Here is a 16,272-nt window from a genome sequence, read left to right on the forward strand (position 1 = left end):
TCCTGAATGCTCAGCTTTCCGAAATCAGCCGCTTCTGCAGAAAGAAGCGGCTGCGGCCGATCGGGAATTCCGGAAGCTCTCCGAAGATCACATAGCCCTGCCGCTGATAGGCTCGCAACGCCTGCGGGCTGAACGTGTCGATCCACGCGCCGTGGCAGCCGCGTGTGATTGCTTCGGCTTCCGCCGTTTCCAGTAACCTCCCGGCCATGCCCTGGCCGCGAAATTCCGGCGGGACAAAGAGCCATTGGGTGAACAGCCAACCCCAGGCGGTATAGCCGGATAGTCCTCCAACCACTTTGCCTTCGGCATCGCGGATGAATACGGCAACCGATCGTCGGCCCGACGGGCCGACATCGTCGGCGTTGAAGCCGGTAAGGCGTTCGCTGATGACGGCCAGATCCTCCTGGGAGGGCTCGTCCGTCAGATCGAGGTGCGGTCCGCTGACGCTCATCGGCCCTCACGCCACCAGGTTGCGGCAAAGACGAAGAGGAGGGCGGCAAGGCCCGCGAAGCCGGCAAAGAGCGGCAACGTATTGATCCCCTTCAGCACCGTCTCGTCGGTCATGCGGATCGTGAGCCGCTGATCGTCGGCCGAGCGAACGGCGCCGCGCACCGGCAGGATCGGCGGTACGGTGACGCCGCCGCCGTTGCTCGCGACGCGGGTCACTAGCCCCTTGGTCTTGTCAGCCAAGGGCTTCAGTGTGTCCGTGGTCGAGATCATCGCCTTGAATTCCGGCGCATCGACGGCCCCGACATGGACCAGCGTCGTCAGATTGCCGTTGGCGATCTGGAAGAGGCCGATTTCATCCATGTGTTTCTCTGCACGATAGAGGCCGGGCTCCGACTGGGTGAGCGGCACGGTTTCCGTCCTACCGGAAGGGTACTTGATCGTGGCGTTGCCGGGATTGTCGCCCAGCGTCTGGCGGGTGATCTGCAGGTTGCGGCCGGATGCGGTCGCGGTCAGAGCTTCCTCCTCGAGCGCCGGCTCCTTCAGCAGCCAGTGTGCGATGCGGCGATAGAGCGAGACGTGCGGACCGCCGCCTTCGAAGCCGCGCGCCCAGAGCCAGCCCTGATCCGATAGAAGCATGGCAACGCGGCCCTGGCCGACGCGGTTCAACACCAGCAGCGGATGATTGTCCGCCCCGACCATTACGGTCTGGCCCTGCGGCGGCTCGACGTCGACGCTTCGGAACCAGCGGCCCCAATGCGGCGGCTCCTGATCGGCGCCATCAAGGCCTCGGGTGACCGGATGCTTCTTGCCTTCGTCGGAAAGGCGCGGATAGAAGGGCTTCTCGATCATCTGGCCGGTCGGCGCCGCAGGCAGCACCGAGGAGAGCGGCGTCAGCGCGATCGAGGATTCGCTCGCATGTTCGGGACCGGCCGCGACCAGCAGCGCACCGCCATTCTGCACGTACTGGGCGATGTAGTCGTAGTAGAGCATCGGCAGCACGTTGGCGCGATCCTGATAGCGGTCGAAGACGATCAGGTCGAAATCATTGATCTTGTCGACGAAGAGCTCGCGGGTCGGGAAGGCGATCAGCGACAGCTCATTGACGGGCGTGCCGTCCTGCTTGTCCGGCGGACGCAGGATGGTGAAATGGACGAGATCGATCGACGCGTCCGATTTCAGCAGGTTGCGCCAGGCGCGCTCGCCGGAATGCGGCTCGCCCGAGATCAGCAGGACACGCATGTTCTGGCGGATGCCTTCGATCAGCTGGACGGTCCGATTGTTGGTCGACGTGACCTCGCCGGGCAGTTCAGGCACGCTGAATTCGAGGACATTATTGCCGGCGCGCGGCACCTTGAAGCTCAGAGGGATTTCCTGGCCGGGCGTGGCCTGCAGCGTCGCGATCTCGTCACCGTTCATCCGAACGGTCACCGGCGCAGAGCCACCGGGGCTCTTGCCGTCGTCGACGACGCGGAAGGTGAGCTGCTGGTCCTCGTTGACGATGCCGAAGCGAGGCGCGCGCACCACTTCGATGCGTCGGTCGAATTCGTCGGCATGGCCGGTAATCAGCCCATGGATCGGGGCATCGAAGCCGAGCGCCTGGTTGACGCCCGGAATATCGTGGATCTGGCCGTCCGTCAGGAAGATGGCGCCGCCGATGCGCGCGGGCGGAACGTCGGCGATGGCCGTATGAAGGGCAGCAAAGAGGCGCGTCGAGGGCGACTCGGCTTCTGCCGGATCCTTGGCGTCGACGAAACGCGGCTCGATGCGCGGGAATTGCGCGAGACGATCCTTTAGCGCCGCCAGCGCATTATTCGTCATCTTGATGCGCTCGGGCGTCTGTTGGCTCTGGCTGCGGTCGACGATGACGGGCACGATGGTCGAGAGCTGGTCGCGGTCCTCCTGCATGAAAACAGGATTGGCCAGCGCCGCCAGAAGGCAAAGCGCTGCCAAGGCGCGAATCCAGGCGCCGCGGATGCGCCGCCAGAAGGCGAAGGCTGCGATCAGCACCATCACGGCCGCAAGGACTGCCAGAAAGGACCAGGGGAGGAAGGGCGAAAAACCTAGCGTCATTACTGGCCCAATCGTTCCAGGATATCGTGGACGTGGACCTGATCCGATTTGTAGTTGCCGGTCAGCATATACATCATGATGTTGACCCCTGTTCGGAAGGCATATTCGCGCTGCGTCTCATCCTGGGGAACGGTTGGAAGCAGCGGGGAGCCATTCTCATCGACGGCCCATGCGCCGGCTAGGTCATTGCCCGTTATCATGATGGGTGTCACGCCATCTGACGATGCGACCGGCCGGTCCGGCTTGTTCTTGCTGTTGTCCTGGCTTTGCTCGATCCATAGTGGACTGCCGGTATAGCGGCCGGGAAAATTGGACAGGAGATAGAAGGACTTGGTCAGCACGTGGTTCGACGGCACCGGCTCGAGCGGCGGTATGTCGAGATTGGCAAGGATCGCCTGCAGGCGCTGGCCGTTGGGGCTCGGCGCGCTGTTGTCCCCGAGCGAATTCAGGGCATCGCGCGTGTCGAAGAGGACGGTGCCGCCGCTGCGCATATAGGCGTCGATGCGGTTGATCGCCTCGTTCGAGGGCATCGGCGCGGTGGCCGAGATCGGCCAATAGATGATCGGATAGAAGGAAAGCTCGTCCTTGTTGATATCTATCCCGATCGGTGGGCCGGGCTCCAGCGTGGTGCGGTAGGTCAGGAATTCGGTTAGGCCTTCGAGCCCTCGGTCGGAAATATGGTCGACATCGCTCTCGCCTGTGATGACGTAGGCGAGATGCGTCTTGTCGAGGCGGGAATATATGGCCTCATCGCCGGGCTTGGAATCGTCCGCTCGCATGTCCACGGGATGCAGGAACGCGGCTGTGGAAAATGCCAGTCCGACGATTGCGGCCGCCTTCGCGACGCCGCCGGCTGTCCTGCGCATACGCGGCAATGCGCCGTTCATCAAAAGCACGATCAGGCTATCGGCCAGGAGCAGCAGGAAGGCGATGAAGAAGAGCAGCGGCTTGGCGGACCATGCCTCGCCGCCGATCAGTCCTTCCCGTATCACATTCACACCGGCAGCCGAGGCATCAAGCGGCTTGAGTTCGGCGCCCGGCGGCAGGATGTTGAGAGCCGTAAAGCCTTCCTCCGATCCGTAAAGGCCGGGGGGATTGTCGAAGCTCGACAATAGCGGTCCCTTCTTCGCGGTTTCCAACGGGCGGGCAGAGCCGGTTTCGCTGACCAATACGCCCTTGGCATTGAGGAGCCGGAACGGCGGCAGCACTTCTGCGGCCTTTGCTGGGCTTGCCTGCGAGGTCACGCCGCCGGAGCGGGAGAGTTGTACGAGACGCCGCAGCATCTCGACGAAATCGCCTGAGATCGGCAAATCCGACCAGGTCGCTTCGGCGCTGACGTGGAAGAGGACGATGCGCCCCGTTCCCATTTCCTTTTCCGTCACCAGCGGCGTGCCGTCGGCAAGGCTTGCCCAGGTGCGTTCGGCAAGATCCGGGGTCGGCTCCGCCAGGACCTGACGTTTGACAAGCACATTGGTCGGCTTTGCCATTCCGGCGAAGGGGCCGAAAGAGGGGAAATCGGCGAGCGGTTGCGGCTGGGCCCAGGAGAGCGCGCCGCCAAAGGCGCGTTCGCCCTGGCGCAGCGTAACCGGCACGAGCGGATCATCGGCAGGCGCTGCGGCAAGGCGAGGCCCGGCGAAACGGATCAGCGTACCGCCATTCTCGAGCCAATGCTGGAGCGGCGCATAGCTCTCCTGCGGCAGACGGCCGATATCGGCCATGATGATCACCGAGGGATTGCCGGTCAGCAATTCGTTTATGGACTTCGCCAGATCGGCAGCGTCCGGCTCGACAAGATCGGCATAGGGCTGCAGGGCGCGGTGGATGTAATAGAGCGGCGACAGCAGCGGCTGGTATTCGTCGGTTGCCTGCCCCGAAAGCAGAGCCACGCGGCGGCGCTTGAAGCCGTCGTCGAGCAGATGGACAGCGCCCACCGTTGCGTGATTGTCGATGCTGATGCGGGCGAAATCGTTGCGCATTTCGAAGGGAGCGGCGATCGAACCCGTCGAGACCGTCTGCCCGGCAGAGAAATTCAGGCTGCCGGCGGCAATGGCGCGTCCCTGGTTGTCCTGGGCGCTAAGCGCCAGCCGCGTCGGGCTGCGGCCGTTCAACCGGGTGGCGGTGACGGTCATGTTGTCAGAAGCGTTTGCGGCGCCGGTTATGGCGACCGTGTCGCTGCCGTCGCCTTCGATCAGGCGCATCTCAGCCGGCTGTAGGGCGGCGAGCTGCGCTACGGCGTCATCCTTTTCCTTGGAGGCTATACCGTCCGTGAGGAAGGCGAGGGTGCCGGGGTTCGTACCGTTGAGTGCCGCCTTGACCGATTGTATCGCGCGATCGCGATCCGGAACCAGCGGCTTGGGGGCGGCGGCATGGAGCTTTTCACGCGCCGCAGTCGCAGTACCTGCGACCGCATCGTTAGTGGATTCCGCGGTGAACGCGATGACAACCGGCGTACTGTTTGCATCGGCATCGCCGATCAGCGCGTCGGCGGTTTGAACACGGCGCTCCCAATCCGGCGCGCTTGCCCAGCTGTTGTCGACCACGAGAACCAGCGGTCCGTTCGACGCCAGCGAATTGACGCGCGGATTGAAGACCGGATCGGCAATGGCGAGAATGACGACTGCCGCCAGCAGCATGCGCAGCAGCGTCAGCCACCAGGGGCTCTTCGACGGTGTCTCTTCCCGCTTGAGGACCGACGCGAGGATCTTCAGCGGCGGAAACACTTCCGGCTTCGGCATGGGTGGCGTCAGGCGCAGCAGCCACCAGATAACAGGCAGTACGACCAGCGCGCCGAGAATGGCCGGATAGGCAAAGGCGAAAGCGCTCATGATCGCCCTCCGTGCATCGCTCTGGCGGGCATGCCAGACAGATACATATGGACGGCGACAAGCGCTGACGATGCTAGATGATCGGTGCGATGGCTGACGAAGGTCCAGCCGAGGTGGCGAAGGGATTCGCCAAGGGCCTCGCGGCGGCCGAGATAGGCGCGCTGATATTCCTCACGCACGTTTTCGGCGCGTCCGGCGACCAGCTTGGTGCCCGTTTCCGGATCGGTGAATTCGGTTCTGCCGCTATAGGGGAAGACCTCTTCGGCGGGATCTGCGACTTCGACCACATGGCCCTGCAGGCCCCGGCGGGCAAGCGGGCCGAGCCGCGCCATGATGCTTTCGGCATCGTCGAGGAAATCGCCGATCAGGACGAGGTCGCTCCAGCCGCGGATCATGTTCGTCTCGGGCAATCCGCCCGTCAGGGGGGCATGCATAAGAGCTGCCGCCAGCCGCTCGGCGGCGTTGCGGGCAGAAATCGGCTCCATGACACCGGGGCAGCCGATGCGCTCGCCGGAGCGGGCGAGGATTTCGGCAAGCGCCAGCATCAGAACCAGCGCACGGCTTTCCTTGGAGACGCTGCCATAGGTCGATTTGTACATCATCGACGGCGACATGTCGGCCCACAGCCAGATCGTGTGGGCAGCTTCCCATTCGTGGTCGCGAATGTAGGTATGGTCGTCGCGGGCCGAGCGGCGCCAGTCGATGCGCGCCAGGCCTTCGCCTTCGGTATAGGGACGGAACTGCCAGAAATTCTCGCCGATACCGCGCTTGCGCCGGCCATGCCAGCCGGCAATGACGGTATTGGCGATACGCTTGGCCTCAACGAGGCAATCGGGCACGAGGGCGGCGCGGCTGCGAGCGCGAGCAAGGGCATCATTGCCAGGGGTCGGGCTGACGATCTGTCCGATGGATGCCACGCGCCGGTTTCTCCTTACGCCTTGGTCTGCTTGACAAGCCCCGCAATCACATCGCGTACCGACATGCCTTCCGCACGCGCGGCGAAGGTCAGCGCCATGCGGTGCTCGAGGATCGGCTCGGCGAGCGCATGGACATCGTCGATCGACGGTGCGAGCCGGCCCTCATAGAGCGCGCGAGCGCGCGTGCAAAGCATCATGGCCTGGCCGGCGCGCGGGCCTGGTCCCCAGGCTACATGCTTGTCGGTCGATGCGTTGCCCTGTCCTGGGCGCGCGGAGCGCACAAGCGACAAAATGGCTTCGACAACGCCGTCGCTGACCGGCATCTGCCGGATCAGCTTCTGGATTTGCAGCAGCCGGTCGGCATCGATGACAGCGCGCGGCGTCGTTTCGTGCAAGCCTGTCGTCTCGAGCAGGATCTTGCGCTCGTCGGCGAGTTCCGGATAGCCGACATCCACCTGCAGCAGGAAACGGTCGAGCTGCGCTTCGGGCAGCGGATAGGTGCCTTCCTGCTCCAGCGGGTTTTGCGTCGCGAGCACGTGGAAGGGAGCGGGCAGATCGAAACGCTGGCCGGCGATGGTGACGTGGTATTCCTGCATGGACTGTAGCAGCGCCGACTGCGTGCGCGGCGACGCGCGGTTGATCTCGTCAGCCATCAATAGCTGCGTGAAGACCGGGCCCTTGACGAAACGGAAGGAGCGTCGGCCATTCTCATCCTGGTCCATGACCTCGGAGCCGAGGATATCCGACGGCATCAGGTCCGGGGTGAACTGGATACGGTTGGAGGAAATGCCGAGAACGTCGCCAAGCGTCGTCACGAGCTTGGTCTTGGCGAGGCCGGGTACCCCGACGAGGAGCGCATGGCCGCCAGCCAGCACCGCGAGCAACGTCTTTTCGACCACGCCTTCCTGACCGAAGATGACCTTCGACACTTCCTGGCGGATGGAGGCGATATCGCCTAAAGCCTGTTCAGCCGAAGCGATCATTGCCTGTTCGTCGAGGCCAGTCTCAGTCGAATTCATCATGCCCATGTGCATCTCCAGCATCTGGAAGGTGGTAACGGAGATTCGCAGTTCTTACACATTCGCCTCGCAACAGATAGAACTTATCCCCACGAAGATGGCTGACAAGCGGCGAGCGAATGACTATCTCGTGAGTTTAAATGGTTAAGGTCAAACCGGGACGGAAGAATGGCAGCCGAAGAAATCAGAGGGACGAGCGATGCCGCAGGCCTTGCCGCGCTGATTTCGCGTGCGGCCGGCGAGAGCGGTGATGGCAAGCGCGGTCTGCCCCCGGTGGAGCGTTGGAACCCGCCGTTCTGCGGCGATATCGACATGGAAATCCGCGCCGACGGCACCTGGTTCTACATGGGAACGCCGATCGGCCGCGCCCCGCTCGTCCGGCTTTTCTCGACCGTCCTGCGGAAGGACGAGGACGGCAAGACCTATCTCGTCACCCCTGTGGAAAAGGTCGGGATCAGGATTGTCGATGCGCCGTTCCTGGCGGTCGAGATGAGCAGAACCATGCGCGGCCAAGAGCAGATCCTGACGTTCCGCACCAATGTCGGCGACGTCGTCGAGGCGGGCGAGGAATATCCGATCCGCTTTGTCATTCATGGCGAAAACAAGGAGTTGAAGCCCTATCTGCACGTCCGTGGCCGCCTTGAGGCGCTGGTATCGCGGGCGGTGATGTATGACCTTATCGAGCTTGGCGAAACGCTTGAAATATCAGGGGTGGATATGTTCTGCGTCCGATCCGGCGGCGCCGTCTTTCCGGTCATGCCCGCGGCGGAACTGGATGCTCTGGCGTCATGAACGAATTACCCCTCTATTCTGCCGATGAATTTCGTCGTCGCGCGCTCAACCAGAATGGCAATCCGGTCGAGCTCTCATGGCGAGAGCATGGCGACCACCTGCTCAATCCGCTGACCATCGAGCATGTCGAGGGAATGAAGCTGCGTGATGCGGCGGTGCTCGTTCCCGTGGTCGATGACGGCGAGGAGGCCAAGGTCATCTTCACGCTGCGCACGTCGACGCTGCGCAAGCATTCCGGGCAGATCGCCTTTCCCGGCGGCGCTGTCGACCCGAGCGACGACTCGCCCGAAATGGCGGCGATGCGCGAGGCGCAGGAGGAGATCGGTCTTGCCGATATCTTCGTCGAGCCGGTGGCGCGCCTCCCGCATTATCTGGCGGCAACGGGGTTCCGCATCACGCCGGTGCTGTCGGTGGTCAAGCGCGGCTTCGGTCTCGACCTCAATCCGACTGAGGTCGACGATGTCTTCGAGGTTCCGCTCTCTTTCCTGATGAATCCCGAGCACCACGTCCGCGACAGCATGAACTGGCAGGGCATGGAGCGGCATTTCTACCGGATGCCCTATGGTTCAAGGATGATCTGGGGCATTACTGCCGGTATCGTCCGCACTCTTTATGAAAGGCTTTATGCATGACCACGGTCGCGGCCGAGACTTGGTTCAACGATCCGGCATTGAAGCGCGTGCTGGCCCTTCTCAACGCCGATGGCGGCGAGGGGCGGGTGGTCGGCGGCGCCGTGCGCAACAGCCTGCTGGGACTGCCTGTCGCCGACGTCGATATTGCGACGACGCTGCTGCCGGAGGCGGTGACCGAGCGCGCCGTTGCCGCCGGCATCAAGGCCGTGCCAACAGGTATCGCCCACGGCACCGTAACTCTCGTCGTGGATGGCAGGCCGTTCGAAGTGACGACCCTCAGGCGTGACGTGGAAACCGACGGCCGCCATGCGCAAGTTTCCTTCAGCACGGATTGGCAGTTGGACGCCGAACGGCGGGACCTGACGATGAACGCGCTCTATGCTACCGCGGATGGGGAGGTGATCGACCTCGTCGGCGGATTGCCCGATATCGAGAAGCGCAATGTCCGCTTTATCGGCGAGGCGGCTCAGCGGATTGCGGAAGACCGCCTTCGTATCCTCCGCTTCTTCCGCTTCTTTGCCTATTATGGCAGCGGTCGCCCGGATGCCGACGGCTTGCGCGCCTGTGCTGCCGCCCGCTCGACGCTGAAGTCGCTTTCGGCGGAACGTGTATGGTCGGAAACGAAGAAGCTGCTCACAGCACCTGATCCCGGTCGCGCGCTGCTCTGGATGCGCCAGGTCGGCGCCCTGACCGAAATCCTGCCGGAAACGGAGAAATGGGGCATTGATGCCGTTCCGGGCCTCATCGCCACCGAACAGGCGCTCGGCTGGGTTCCCGATCCGCTGCTGAGGCTTGCGGCTATCGTTCCTCCTGATGCGGAACGGCTGGCGAAGCTAAGCGAAAGGCTGAGGCTTTCCAAGGCCGAAGCGGCCCAGTTGCAGGCTTGGGCCATGTCATCAGAGGTCAAGGATGATCTGTCGGAGGCTGCTTTCGACCGGCTGCTCTACCGGCAATCCGTCGAAGGCGTCATCATGCGCCTGAGGCTGGCGCTGGCGATTGCCAGAAGCAAGGCCGAGGGGGATTTCAACGAGATGGCCCGGTCGGCGAGGCTGAGCAATCTGCTGCAGCGCGCCATCAAATGGAAGAAGCCGTCATTTCCGGTCAACGGCGCCGACGCTCTCGCAGTGGGGATCGCGTCGGGGCCGCAGGTCGGCGCGGTGCTCGGCAAGCTTGAGCAGCAGTGGATCGACGCAAACTTCTCCATTGACCGGGCGACGCTGCTCGCCCGGCTGAAAGAGATGGCAAATTCCTGATGTCAGGCCGCGTTCGCCTCGTTGCGGATGCGGGCCTTGATGTTGTCGACCATGTTTTCGCGAATAATGGTTTCGCCATGGGCGGTTCTCATGTGTTCCACGGCACGTCTGACGACTTCAGCATCGTTGTCGGCGCGGGTGTGCCAGTCGCATCCGGGAACGAGAGTGCCACATTCGAACAGTCGCATAGCTGTCTCCTTACGTTTGATTTAGGCATGCAAAGGCCTCGTGCATATCGATCTCATATGCACGAGGTCTGACGGTGAAACGCAGGGCGTCGAGAAAAGTTCAGCGCCTGATCTGCCTCCTCCGGCAACCAGGCGTCTAACATCTCATATCGTTATTCGGGCATCGCCCAGGCTCGGAAGCAATCCGACGTTTCGTAGGTCGGCATTGGCATCGGCTTCTTGCTTTGATTGGCGGCTATCCGCAGCACTTCAGCTCGGGATTTTCCGGCGAGCTGCATTTTCACCTGCTCGATGAAGCAGGAGAGCGGCAGATCGGAACCGCTCTTTTCCTTCAGATCTTCGGCAAGACGTTTTAGGAATTCCGGCGTCTCAATTGTTCGCGAAACGTCATCAGTATCCGCGCTGTCGGCTGCACTACTTTCCTTAGACATAACAATCTCCTCCAGACTGTAACGTGCTAATGATAACGTAGTATGTTTACGGAATTATTGTAGCCCGTTCGCCATGATTTAATATTAGGGCCACCGGACGACCGGGGGCAGCGAAGACAGGATCGACTCGACGTTTCCGCCCGTCTTTAATCCGAAAATGGTACCGCGGTCGTAGAGCAGGTTGAACTCCACATACCGGCCGCGACGGATCAATTGCTCGTCGCGATCCTCCTCGGTCCATGGTTGATTGAAGTTGGAGCGCACGATCTTCGGATAGACCATCGAAAATGCGCGGCCGACGTCGCGGGTGAAGGCGAAATCGGCATCCCAGCCGCCGGCCTCTTCCGCCGAATGCAGCCAGTCGTAGAAGATGCCGCCGACACCGCGGGCCTCGTTGCGATGCTTGAGGTAGAAATACTCGTCGCACCAAGTCTTGTAGCGCTCGTAATCGGCGACCGGATGCCGGTTGCAGGCGATCTGCATCGAACGATGGAAGAGCTGGGTGTCAACATCCTCCTGGGTGCGGCGACGGACGAGGACCGGCGTCAGGTCGGCGCCGCCGCCGAACCAGCGGCTTGTCGTGACGACCATGCGCGTATTCATGTGCACGGTCGGGACATTGGGATTGACCGGATGGGCAATCAGCGAGATGCCCGATGCCCAGAAGCGAGGATCCTCGCTTGCGCCGGGGATTTGGCTGCGGAAATCGGCGGAAAATTCGCCGAAGACTGTCGAGGTGTGGACGCCGACCTTTTCAAAGACGCGTCCTTCCATGATCGACATGCGACCGCCGCCGCCTTCACCATTATCCCGTTGCCAGTCCTTGGCGACGAAACGGCCAGGCTCCTGGTCGGCGAGCGGGCCGGTAAGCTCGTTTTCCAGCGCCTCGAATTGGGCGCAGATCGTATCGCGCAGCTCTTCGAACCAGGCACGCGCAGCTACCTTCTTGTCTTCAATGTCGGCGGGGAGTCCCGTCGGGATTTGCGGGCGTTCCATTCATGCTCTCCGGCAGGTCGCCGTTCCCGGCGACTCGTATGACTTCGATTTCCGCTTCTGCTTAGCAGCAAGGCCGGGTTGCGGCCAGCATGAGCGGTCACAGCCGATCCGAGATTCGACTCGCAAATTGCCGCAGGCAATATTATCTTTTTGGGGCACAGGCGAGGCTTTATGACGAAAATTCCAGGACCGCCGCCCCTTGATGGGTTGAAGCGCAGAATTGCCCGTCACCGGCAGGAGAAGACCGCCGGGGGCAGGGGCGAGTTCGTTCGCGAGACCTACTGCCTCAGCCGTCCCGAGGCTCGCGCCAAGGCGCGCGAGTGGTTCGATGCGTTTCCGAAAGCTGCCTATTGGACCGAAGTCGAAAGCTGGCGGCAGGTCGAGGGTGACCGTATCGAATTCACCATGCGCCGCCTGCCTTCGGCCGATTGAGTTTTCGGTCGGGTCAACCCATCGGCCTCTCGCAATTGACCATCCACGACACGCCATAGCGGTCGACGAACATGCCGAAGCGTGACGACCAAAAGGTCTCGCCGATCGGCATCGTCACTGTCCCGCCTTCCGACAATGCGGCGAATATCCGCTCGGCTTCTTCCTCGTCGCTCACCTGAACCGCGACGGAAAAGCCGTCGTTCTTTCCCGTCTCTCCGCGGTTGTCTGATCCCATCAGCACGGCGTTGTCGGTAACAAGGCGTGCATGCATGATCTTGTCATGCCAGTCGGGCGGAACGTGATTGGCAACCTCGGGGTGGCTGTAATCCACCATGGCGACGATCTCGCCGCCCAGGCATTGATGATAGAATTCGAAAACCTGTCGGCAATCGCCGTTAAAGGCCAGGCAGGGTACAAGCTGCATGATGTTTCGCTCCTTTCACCATATGGTTCCAGGAGGTGCTATCATGGAAATGTGAAGGGGGTAGGAAGACAGCGGCTCATGCGTTGCGCAGGCGGCTCTCAATCAGCAGCCCGCTCTCGTCGAGAATCGGGTGGGCGACCGAGATGATATGGGCGTTGATGCGCTTCAGGTCTCTCAGCATGTCGAGATGAAGCGAGCTGGTCTGCAGGCTGTCGACGCGGCCGTCGCGCAGGCGTTCCAGATGGCGTTCGGAGGATTCCTTCTCCATCCGCCGTACGTTGACCTTCACTTCCATGAGCTGGCGGGCAAGGCCGAAGTCGCGAGTGACCAGGATTGTCTGGGCGACGCGCAGATTGTCGATGGTCAGGTCGAAAAGGGTCTGCAGCTCCTTGTAGCCGTCGCCGGAGAACGCCAGACCATTCGCTATTTTCTTGCGGACCTGCTCGCAAAGGCCCTTCTCGATGATGTCGCCGATGTGCTCGAGGTTGATCGCATAGTCGATAATAACGATCGAGCGGCGTCCGGTTTCTTCGTCGAGCCCGGTCCTTCCGAGCTTCGAGAGATAGAGCTTCACCTCCTGTTGCAGCTGATCGACACGCCGCTCGAGCGGAGCGATTTCGCTCAGCGGGGCCATGTCGTCGCGGTTGAAGGCATTCTCCGTGCGAATGAGCATCCGCTCGATCAGGTCGCCCACTGCCAGGACCTCGCGGGTCGCATTGGCCAGGGCCATGGTCGGGGTGCCGAGGGCATCATCGTCCAGAAATTTGGGCCCGTCGTCTTTCGCCGGATCGTCCCGCACAAGCCGCGTCATCAGCCGCGACAACATGGGGGAGAAAGGCCAGGCGAGCAGAGCGAGGGCGATATTGAAGAGAAGATGGGCGTCGACCGGCAGTTTGGAGGGCGGCGTCGGCAGCAGCTGCAGGAGATCGCCGAGCGGACCTGCGAGCGGCATGGCGATCAGGCAGCCGATGGCGCGGACGATCAGGTTGCCGAGCGTCACGCGGCGGGCGGTCGCCGGACCCTGCAGGGTTGCCAGGACCGGCGGTATGGCGCCGCCGAGATTGGCGCCGAGAACGAGAACGACGGTCAGGCCGGGTGACAGGATGCCAGCAGATGCGAGCGACAGAATGAGGACGACGACGGCTAGGCTCGAGGAGGAGACGAAGGCAAGGGTCGCCGAAAAGATCAGCGCCACGGGCAGTGCGCCATCGAGCAGGCCGACGAAGGCGGCCAGTGCGGGCGACTGGCGCATCGGCTCCGTCGCAAGGCTCAGCAATTGCAGCGACAGCAGCATCAGCCCGACGCCGATCAGCGCGAGGCCCAAGCCCTGCCGGCTGCTGGAGGCGCGGCGATAGAGGCCTATGCCGACGAGGATGATCAGCGGCGACAGCCATTCGATGCCTGTCGCGACGATCCACGCCGTGACCGCGGTGCCGACATTGGCGCCGAGGAGGACGATTTGCGCCATTTTCGGCTGCATCAGCTCGCGCTCGACGAAGGAGGCGACCATCAGCGCGGTTGCCGTCGAACTCTGCAGGGCGATCGTCGCGACGAAACCGGAAAAGAACGAACGGATGCCGCCTTTGGTGCCGCGTGCGAGGCCCGTCCGAAGCTTGGCTCCGAAGGCGCGCGATACACCATCCTTAATCTGGGCCAGGCCGAAGAGCAGAAGCGCCACGGCACCGAACAGATTGATCATGACGACGGTCGATTGCATCTAAAGTCTTTTTATTCTTTCTCATGCCGTCGGACAGATTGATTCAGAAGATTTGCGCAAGCTACTGAAAAGGCATGTTTTTCAGCATTGAAAAGCGCATGGCTCCGGGTGCCGGATTCAGTTGCCGGCTAATGTTAATATGAGCCCAAGCGCGGGCTTTTCAACACCGGGTGCGACATATTCCGGCGGAGTCCGGCCAATGCGCGTGTTCTGCGATCAATGCGGCTTGGAGTGTTCCGTTGGCTGCTCTCTGGCGGCTGCCTCTTGAGCTGCGACATTGGCGATTGCCTCTTTTGAAGGAGGCTTCTTGGCCGATCTGCTGCCCGTCTTGCGGGCAGGTGAGGCCGGGGCAATATCCGGACGAGCCGCGACATTCCGGTCGGACGCAGCAGGGCTTTCTTCAATCCTTGTCGCCGTTTGCAAGATCTCCCGCAGCGTATCGGTTACCGGCATATGATTTGGAAGGTCGGTATTGGTGTGGTGGCCGGCGTTGGATATGTACCGATCCGCAGGGATGAAGGAGCGGGAGTTGATCTCGCCGAACCAGTCCCAGGCTCCCATGACATCAACGACATCGGTGAAGACCAGAGGCATGGCGATGCGCGAGCCGAAGGTGACGATCTTGATGTGCCGCGCCAGGAGGTCCGCGCGGCTGGTATCGCTTTTGACGAGGTCGTGCAGGGCGGCCGACAGCACGAGATTGCCCTTGGAATGGCCGACGAGAAGATTGAACGACAGACGGGCATCGCCGAGCAGGGCGCGCACCGTTCTGGTGTCCAGGCAGACGCGCGATGGGTGCTCGGTCTCGGTCTTTTCAGCGGCGCCGAATTTCGGCCTGCCTGCAAGATCATCCAGCGCTTCGAAAGTCGGGCGCAGGCCGCGGAGATGGCCGAAGAAGAAGTGGCCGCCGAATGCCTCCGTGACGATATCGGCAAGGCCGTAGCCTGACACAACGACAGCGACGGGGGCATTTGCTGCGTCCGCCACGTTCCGGGCGAAGGCAGCGGCACCGAGCGCCGATCCGCCGATGCCTGCTATAGCCAATGCGTGGACGTCACGTCCGCCGCGCAGCACGAATTCCTCAAAGGTGTCGCAAAGGGTCAGGGAGCCCTGTCCGGTCGGCGGCACGATCATGATCGAACCCTGCGCAGCAAGGGAATCGCTGATGTAGAAGGCTTCCTCCGGCGTGATCACCTTCACGTCGTAGAACAGGGCATCCAAAGCCGTGTTGCGCTGGCGTAGTGCTTCCAGCGCCAGATTTCTCGATGGCGTCCGCTGCAGCCTTTCGGGAAGGCTGAGGCTGCGCGCGAATTGAGCCATGGTAAGGGTGAATGCTGTCTGAAACATGGGTGACCTCGCCAAGGTTGCCGAAAGTTAGAGCATTCCTGGGGCAAGCTTCGCATAAACTGCATAGGATGCCAACGGCAATCCGGGCGCAGACCGGGACCTGCGGCGATTACGCCCAGCCTGTCTGGCGCAGTGCCTCGCCCGCAATCATGGCAGCAGACATGGCGACGTTGATGGAGCGCTGGCCTTCCATCATGGGGATCAGAATGCGGCCGTCGGCCTTGTCATGCACATGGTCCGGCACGCCGGCGCTTTCCCGTCCGAAGAGCAGGATGTCGTCGCTCTTGAAGGAAAAATCGGTATAGCGCTCGGCTGCCTTGGTGGAGGCAAGGATCAGGCGACGCCCGGTTTCTGCCCGCCATTCCTCGAAGCGATCCCAGTTCACATGCCGCGTCAGCGTGACAGCCGCGAGATAGTCCATGCCGGCGCGCTTCAGGTTTCGGTCGGAAATATCGAAGCCTGCAGGTTCTATGATGTCGACGGCAAGGCCGAGGCAGGCGGCGAGACGCAGGATCGTGCCGGTGTTGCCGGGAATGTCGGGCTGGTAAAGGGCGATTTGCAGGAGGCTCATCATGTCCGTCTAGACGATATCGGACGCCAATCTCAACCGCGATCTGCTGTCGGACCCGGCAAAATTGATAGCTCCCATCAGAAAAAGTGCACATTCCGTGGGCGTTTTCGGCCGATTTTCACTTTTCAAAGCCGGAAATGACGGGTAAAACGCCTGTGCTCCACAACCAGCGACTAGGGAGGCTCGAATGATCAGTTTTGCAAATGTG

General features: G+C 62.1%; 16 protein-coding genes. 4 read left to right on the plus strand and 12 right to left on the minus strand.

The features are described from left to right. Nucleotides 1-10: 10 nt before the first annotated feature. The 5 genes from EV561_RS07445 to EV561_RS07465 are packed head-to-tail and all read right to left on the minus strand — an operon-like array spanning nt 11 to nt 7,290. Complete coding sequence (locus EV561_RS07445; RefSeq protein WP_132519308.1) at nt 11-451, minus strand: GNAT family N-acetyltransferase; 441 nt, start codon at nt 449-451, stop codon at nt 11-13. Next, on the minus strand, nt 448-2,520 hold the full coding sequence (locus tag EV561_RS07450; protein WP_132519311.1) for a hypothetical protein: 2,073 nt from the start codon (nt 2,518-2,520) through the stop codon (nt 448-450). Before EV561_RS07450 ends, EV561_RS07445 begins: the two co-directional genes overlap by 4 nt. Further along, nucleotides 2,520-5,345, minus strand: coding sequence for a DUF4159 domain-containing protein (locus EV561_RS07455; protein ID WP_132519314.1), 2,826 nt, complete (start codon nt 5,343-5,345; stop codon nt 2,520-2,522). The genes EV561_RS07450 and EV561_RS07455 overlap by 1 nt, the downstream gene beginning before the upstream one ends. Then, nucleotides 5,342-6,262 carry a DUF58 domain-containing protein gene (locus EV561_RS07460; RefSeq protein ID WP_132519317.1) on the minus strand — a complete coding sequence of 307 codons (921 nt, stop codon included), beginning with the start codon at nt 6,260-6,262 and terminating at the stop codon, nt 5,342-5,344. The genes EV561_RS07455 and EV561_RS07460 overlap by 4 nt, the downstream gene beginning before the upstream one ends. Nucleotides 6,263-6,276: 14 nt before the next feature. After that, complete coding sequence (locus tag EV561_RS07465) at nt 6,277-7,290, minus strand: MoxR family ATPase (protein WP_132519320.1); 1,014 nt, start codon at nt 7,288-7,290, stop codon at nt 6,277-6,279. Between the two features lie 159 nt (nt 7,291-7,449). Here EV561_RS07465 and EV561_RS07470 point away from each other — a divergent pair, with 159 nt between their 5' ends. Genes EV561_RS07470 through EV561_RS07480 form a run of 3 tightly spaced genes read left to right on the plus strand, consistent with a single transcriptional unit; the run spans nt 7,450 to nt 9,958 of the window. Then, entirely contained in the window at nt 7,450-8,073 is a 624-nt protein-coding gene (locus tag EV561_RS07470; protein WP_132519323.1) for a DUF1285 domain-containing protein, read from the plus strand. Continuing rightward, on the plus strand, nt 8,070-8,705 hold the full coding sequence (locus EV561_RS07475) for a CoA pyrophosphatase (protein WP_132519326.1): 636 nt from the start codon (nt 8,070-8,072) through the stop codon (nt 8,703-8,705). The genes EV561_RS07470 and EV561_RS07475 overlap by 4 nt, the downstream gene beginning before the upstream one ends. After that, entirely contained in the window at nt 8,702-9,958 is a 1,257-nt protein-coding gene (locus EV561_RS07480; protein ID WP_132519329.1) for a CCA tRNA nucleotidyltransferase, read from the plus strand. Before EV561_RS07475 ends, EV561_RS07480 begins: the two co-directional genes overlap by 4 nt. A 2-nt stretch (nt 9,959-9,960) precedes the next feature. On the opposite strand, the gene EV561_RS07485 is transcribed toward EV561_RS07480, so the two are convergent. The 3 genes from EV561_RS07485 to hemF form a co-directional block, all read right to left on the minus strand. After that, nucleotides 9,961-10,146 carry a DUF1059 domain-containing protein gene (locus EV561_RS07485; RefSeq protein WP_132519332.1) on the minus strand — a complete coding sequence of 62 codons (186 nt, stop codon included), beginning with the start codon at nt 10,144-10,146 and terminating at the stop codon, nt 9,961-9,963. Between the two features lie 152 nt (nt 10,147-10,298). After that, complete coding sequence (locus EV561_RS07490; protein WP_132519335.1) at nt 10,299-10,577, minus strand: hypothetical protein; 279 nt, start codon at nt 10,575-10,577, stop codon at nt 10,299-10,301. Nucleotides 10,578-10,661: 84 nt separating this feature from the next. Further along, entirely contained in the window at nt 10,662-11,573 is a 912-nt protein-coding gene (gene hemF, locus EV561_RS07495) for an oxygen-dependent coproporphyrinogen oxidase (RefSeq protein WP_132519338.1), read from the minus strand. A 171-nt stretch (nt 11,574-11,744) separates the two neighbouring features. On the opposite strand from hemF, the gene EV561_RS07500 reads away from it, so the two are divergent. Further along, nucleotides 11,745-12,005 (plus strand): hypothetical protein, encoded by a 261-nt coding sequence (locus EV561_RS07500; protein WP_132519341.1) that lies wholly within the window; start codon nt 11,745-11,747, stop codon nt 12,003-12,005. A gap of 13 nt (nt 12,006-12,018) precedes the next feature. On the opposite strand, the gene EV561_RS07505 is transcribed toward EV561_RS07500, so the two are convergent. The 4 genes from EV561_RS07505 to EV561_RS07520 form a co-directional block, all read right to left on the minus strand. Next, nucleotides 12,019-12,429 (minus strand): VOC family protein, encoded by a 411-nt coding sequence (locus tag EV561_RS07505; protein WP_132519344.1) that lies wholly within the window; start codon nt 12,427-12,429, stop codon nt 12,019-12,021. A gap of 76 nt (nt 12,430-12,505) precedes the next feature. Further along, nucleotides 12,506-14,146: a Na/Pi cotransporter family protein gene (locus EV561_RS07510; RefSeq protein WP_132519347.1), complete on the minus strand. Its 1,641-nt coding sequence runs from the start codon at nt 14,144-14,146 to the stop codon at nt 12,506-12,508. 216 nt (nt 14,147-14,362) lie between these two features. Beyond that, nucleotides 14,363-15,493, minus strand: a complete 1,131-nt coding sequence (locus EV561_RS07515; RefSeq protein ID WP_245512610.1) for a hypothetical protein — start codon at nt 15,491-15,493, stop codon at nt 14,363-14,365. Between the two features lie 109 nt (nt 15,494-15,602). Beyond that, on the minus strand, nt 15,603-16,064 hold the full coding sequence (locus EV561_RS07520) for a tRNA (cytidine(34)-2'-O)-methyltransferase (RefSeq protein WP_132519350.1): 462 nt from the start codon (nt 16,062-16,064) through the stop codon (nt 15,603-15,605). Between the last annotated feature and the right edge of the window lie 208 nt (nt 16,065-16,272).

It is taken from the genome of Rhizobium sp. BK376, from assembly GCF_004341625.1.
Taxonomy (GTDB): Bacteria; Pseudomonadota; Alphaproteobacteria; order Rhizobiales; family Rhizobiaceae; genus Rhizobium.

Excerpts from the sequence above, each read along its gene's own strand:
- EV561_RS07445 (WP_132519308.1), bottom strand. The coding sequence starts at position 451 with ATGAGCGTCAGCGGACCGCACCTCGATCTGACGGACGAGCCCTCCCAG.
- EV561_RS07450 (WP_132519311.1), bottom strand. The coding sequence starts at position 2,520 with ATGACGCTAGGTTTTTCGCCCTTCCTCCCCTGGTCCTTTCTGGCAGTC.
- EV561_RS07455 (WP_132519314.1), bottom strand. The coding sequence starts at position 5,345 with ATGAGCGCTTTCGCCTTTGCCTATCCGGCCATTCTCGGCGCGCTGGTC.
- EV561_RS07465 (WP_132519320.1), bottom strand. The coding sequence starts at position 7,290 with ATGGGCATGATGAATTCGACTGAGACTGGCCTCGACGAACAGGCAATG.
- EV561_RS07470 (WP_132519323.1), top strand. The coding sequence starts at position 7,450 with ATGGCAGCCGAAGAAATCAGAGGGACGAGCGATGCCGCAGGCCTTGCC.
- EV561_RS07475 (WP_132519326.1), top strand. The coding sequence starts at position 8,070 with ATGAACGAATTACCCCTCTATTCTGCCGATGAATTTCGTCGTCGCGCG.
- EV561_RS07480 (WP_132519329.1), top strand. The coding sequence starts at position 8,702 with ATGACCACGGTCGCGGCCGAGACTTGGTTCAACGATCCGGCATTGAAG.
- EV561_RS07485 (WP_132519332.1), bottom strand. The coding sequence starts at position 10,146 with ATGCGACTGTTCGAATGTGGCACTCTCGTTCCCGGATGCGACTGGCAC.
- EV561_RS07490 (WP_132519335.1), bottom strand. The coding sequence starts at position 10,577 with ATGTCTAAGGAAAGTAGTGCAGCCGACAGCGCGGATACTGATGACGTT.
- hemF (WP_132519338.1), bottom strand. The coding sequence starts at position 11,573 with ATGGAACGCCCGCAAATCCCGACGGGACTCCCCGCCGACATTGAAGAC.
- EV561_RS07500 (WP_132519341.1), top strand. The coding sequence starts at position 11,745 with ATGACGAAAATTCCAGGACCGCCGCCCCTTGATGGGTTGAAGCGCAGA.
- EV561_RS07505 (WP_132519344.1), bottom strand. The coding sequence starts at position 12,429 with ATGCAGCTTGTACCCTGCCTGGCCTTTAACGGCGATTGCCGACAGGTT.
- EV561_RS07510 (WP_132519347.1), bottom strand. The coding sequence starts at position 14,146 with ATGCAATCGACCGTCGTCATGATCAATCTGTTCGGTGCCGTGGCGCTT.
- EV561_RS07515 (WP_245512610.1), bottom strand. The coding sequence starts at position 15,493 with ATGTTTCAGACAGCATTCACCCTTACCATGGCTCAATTCGCGCGCAGC.
- EV561_RS07520 (WP_132519350.1), bottom strand. The coding sequence starts at position 16,064 with ATGAGCCTCCTGCAAATCGCCCTTTACCAGCCCGACATTCCCGGCAAC.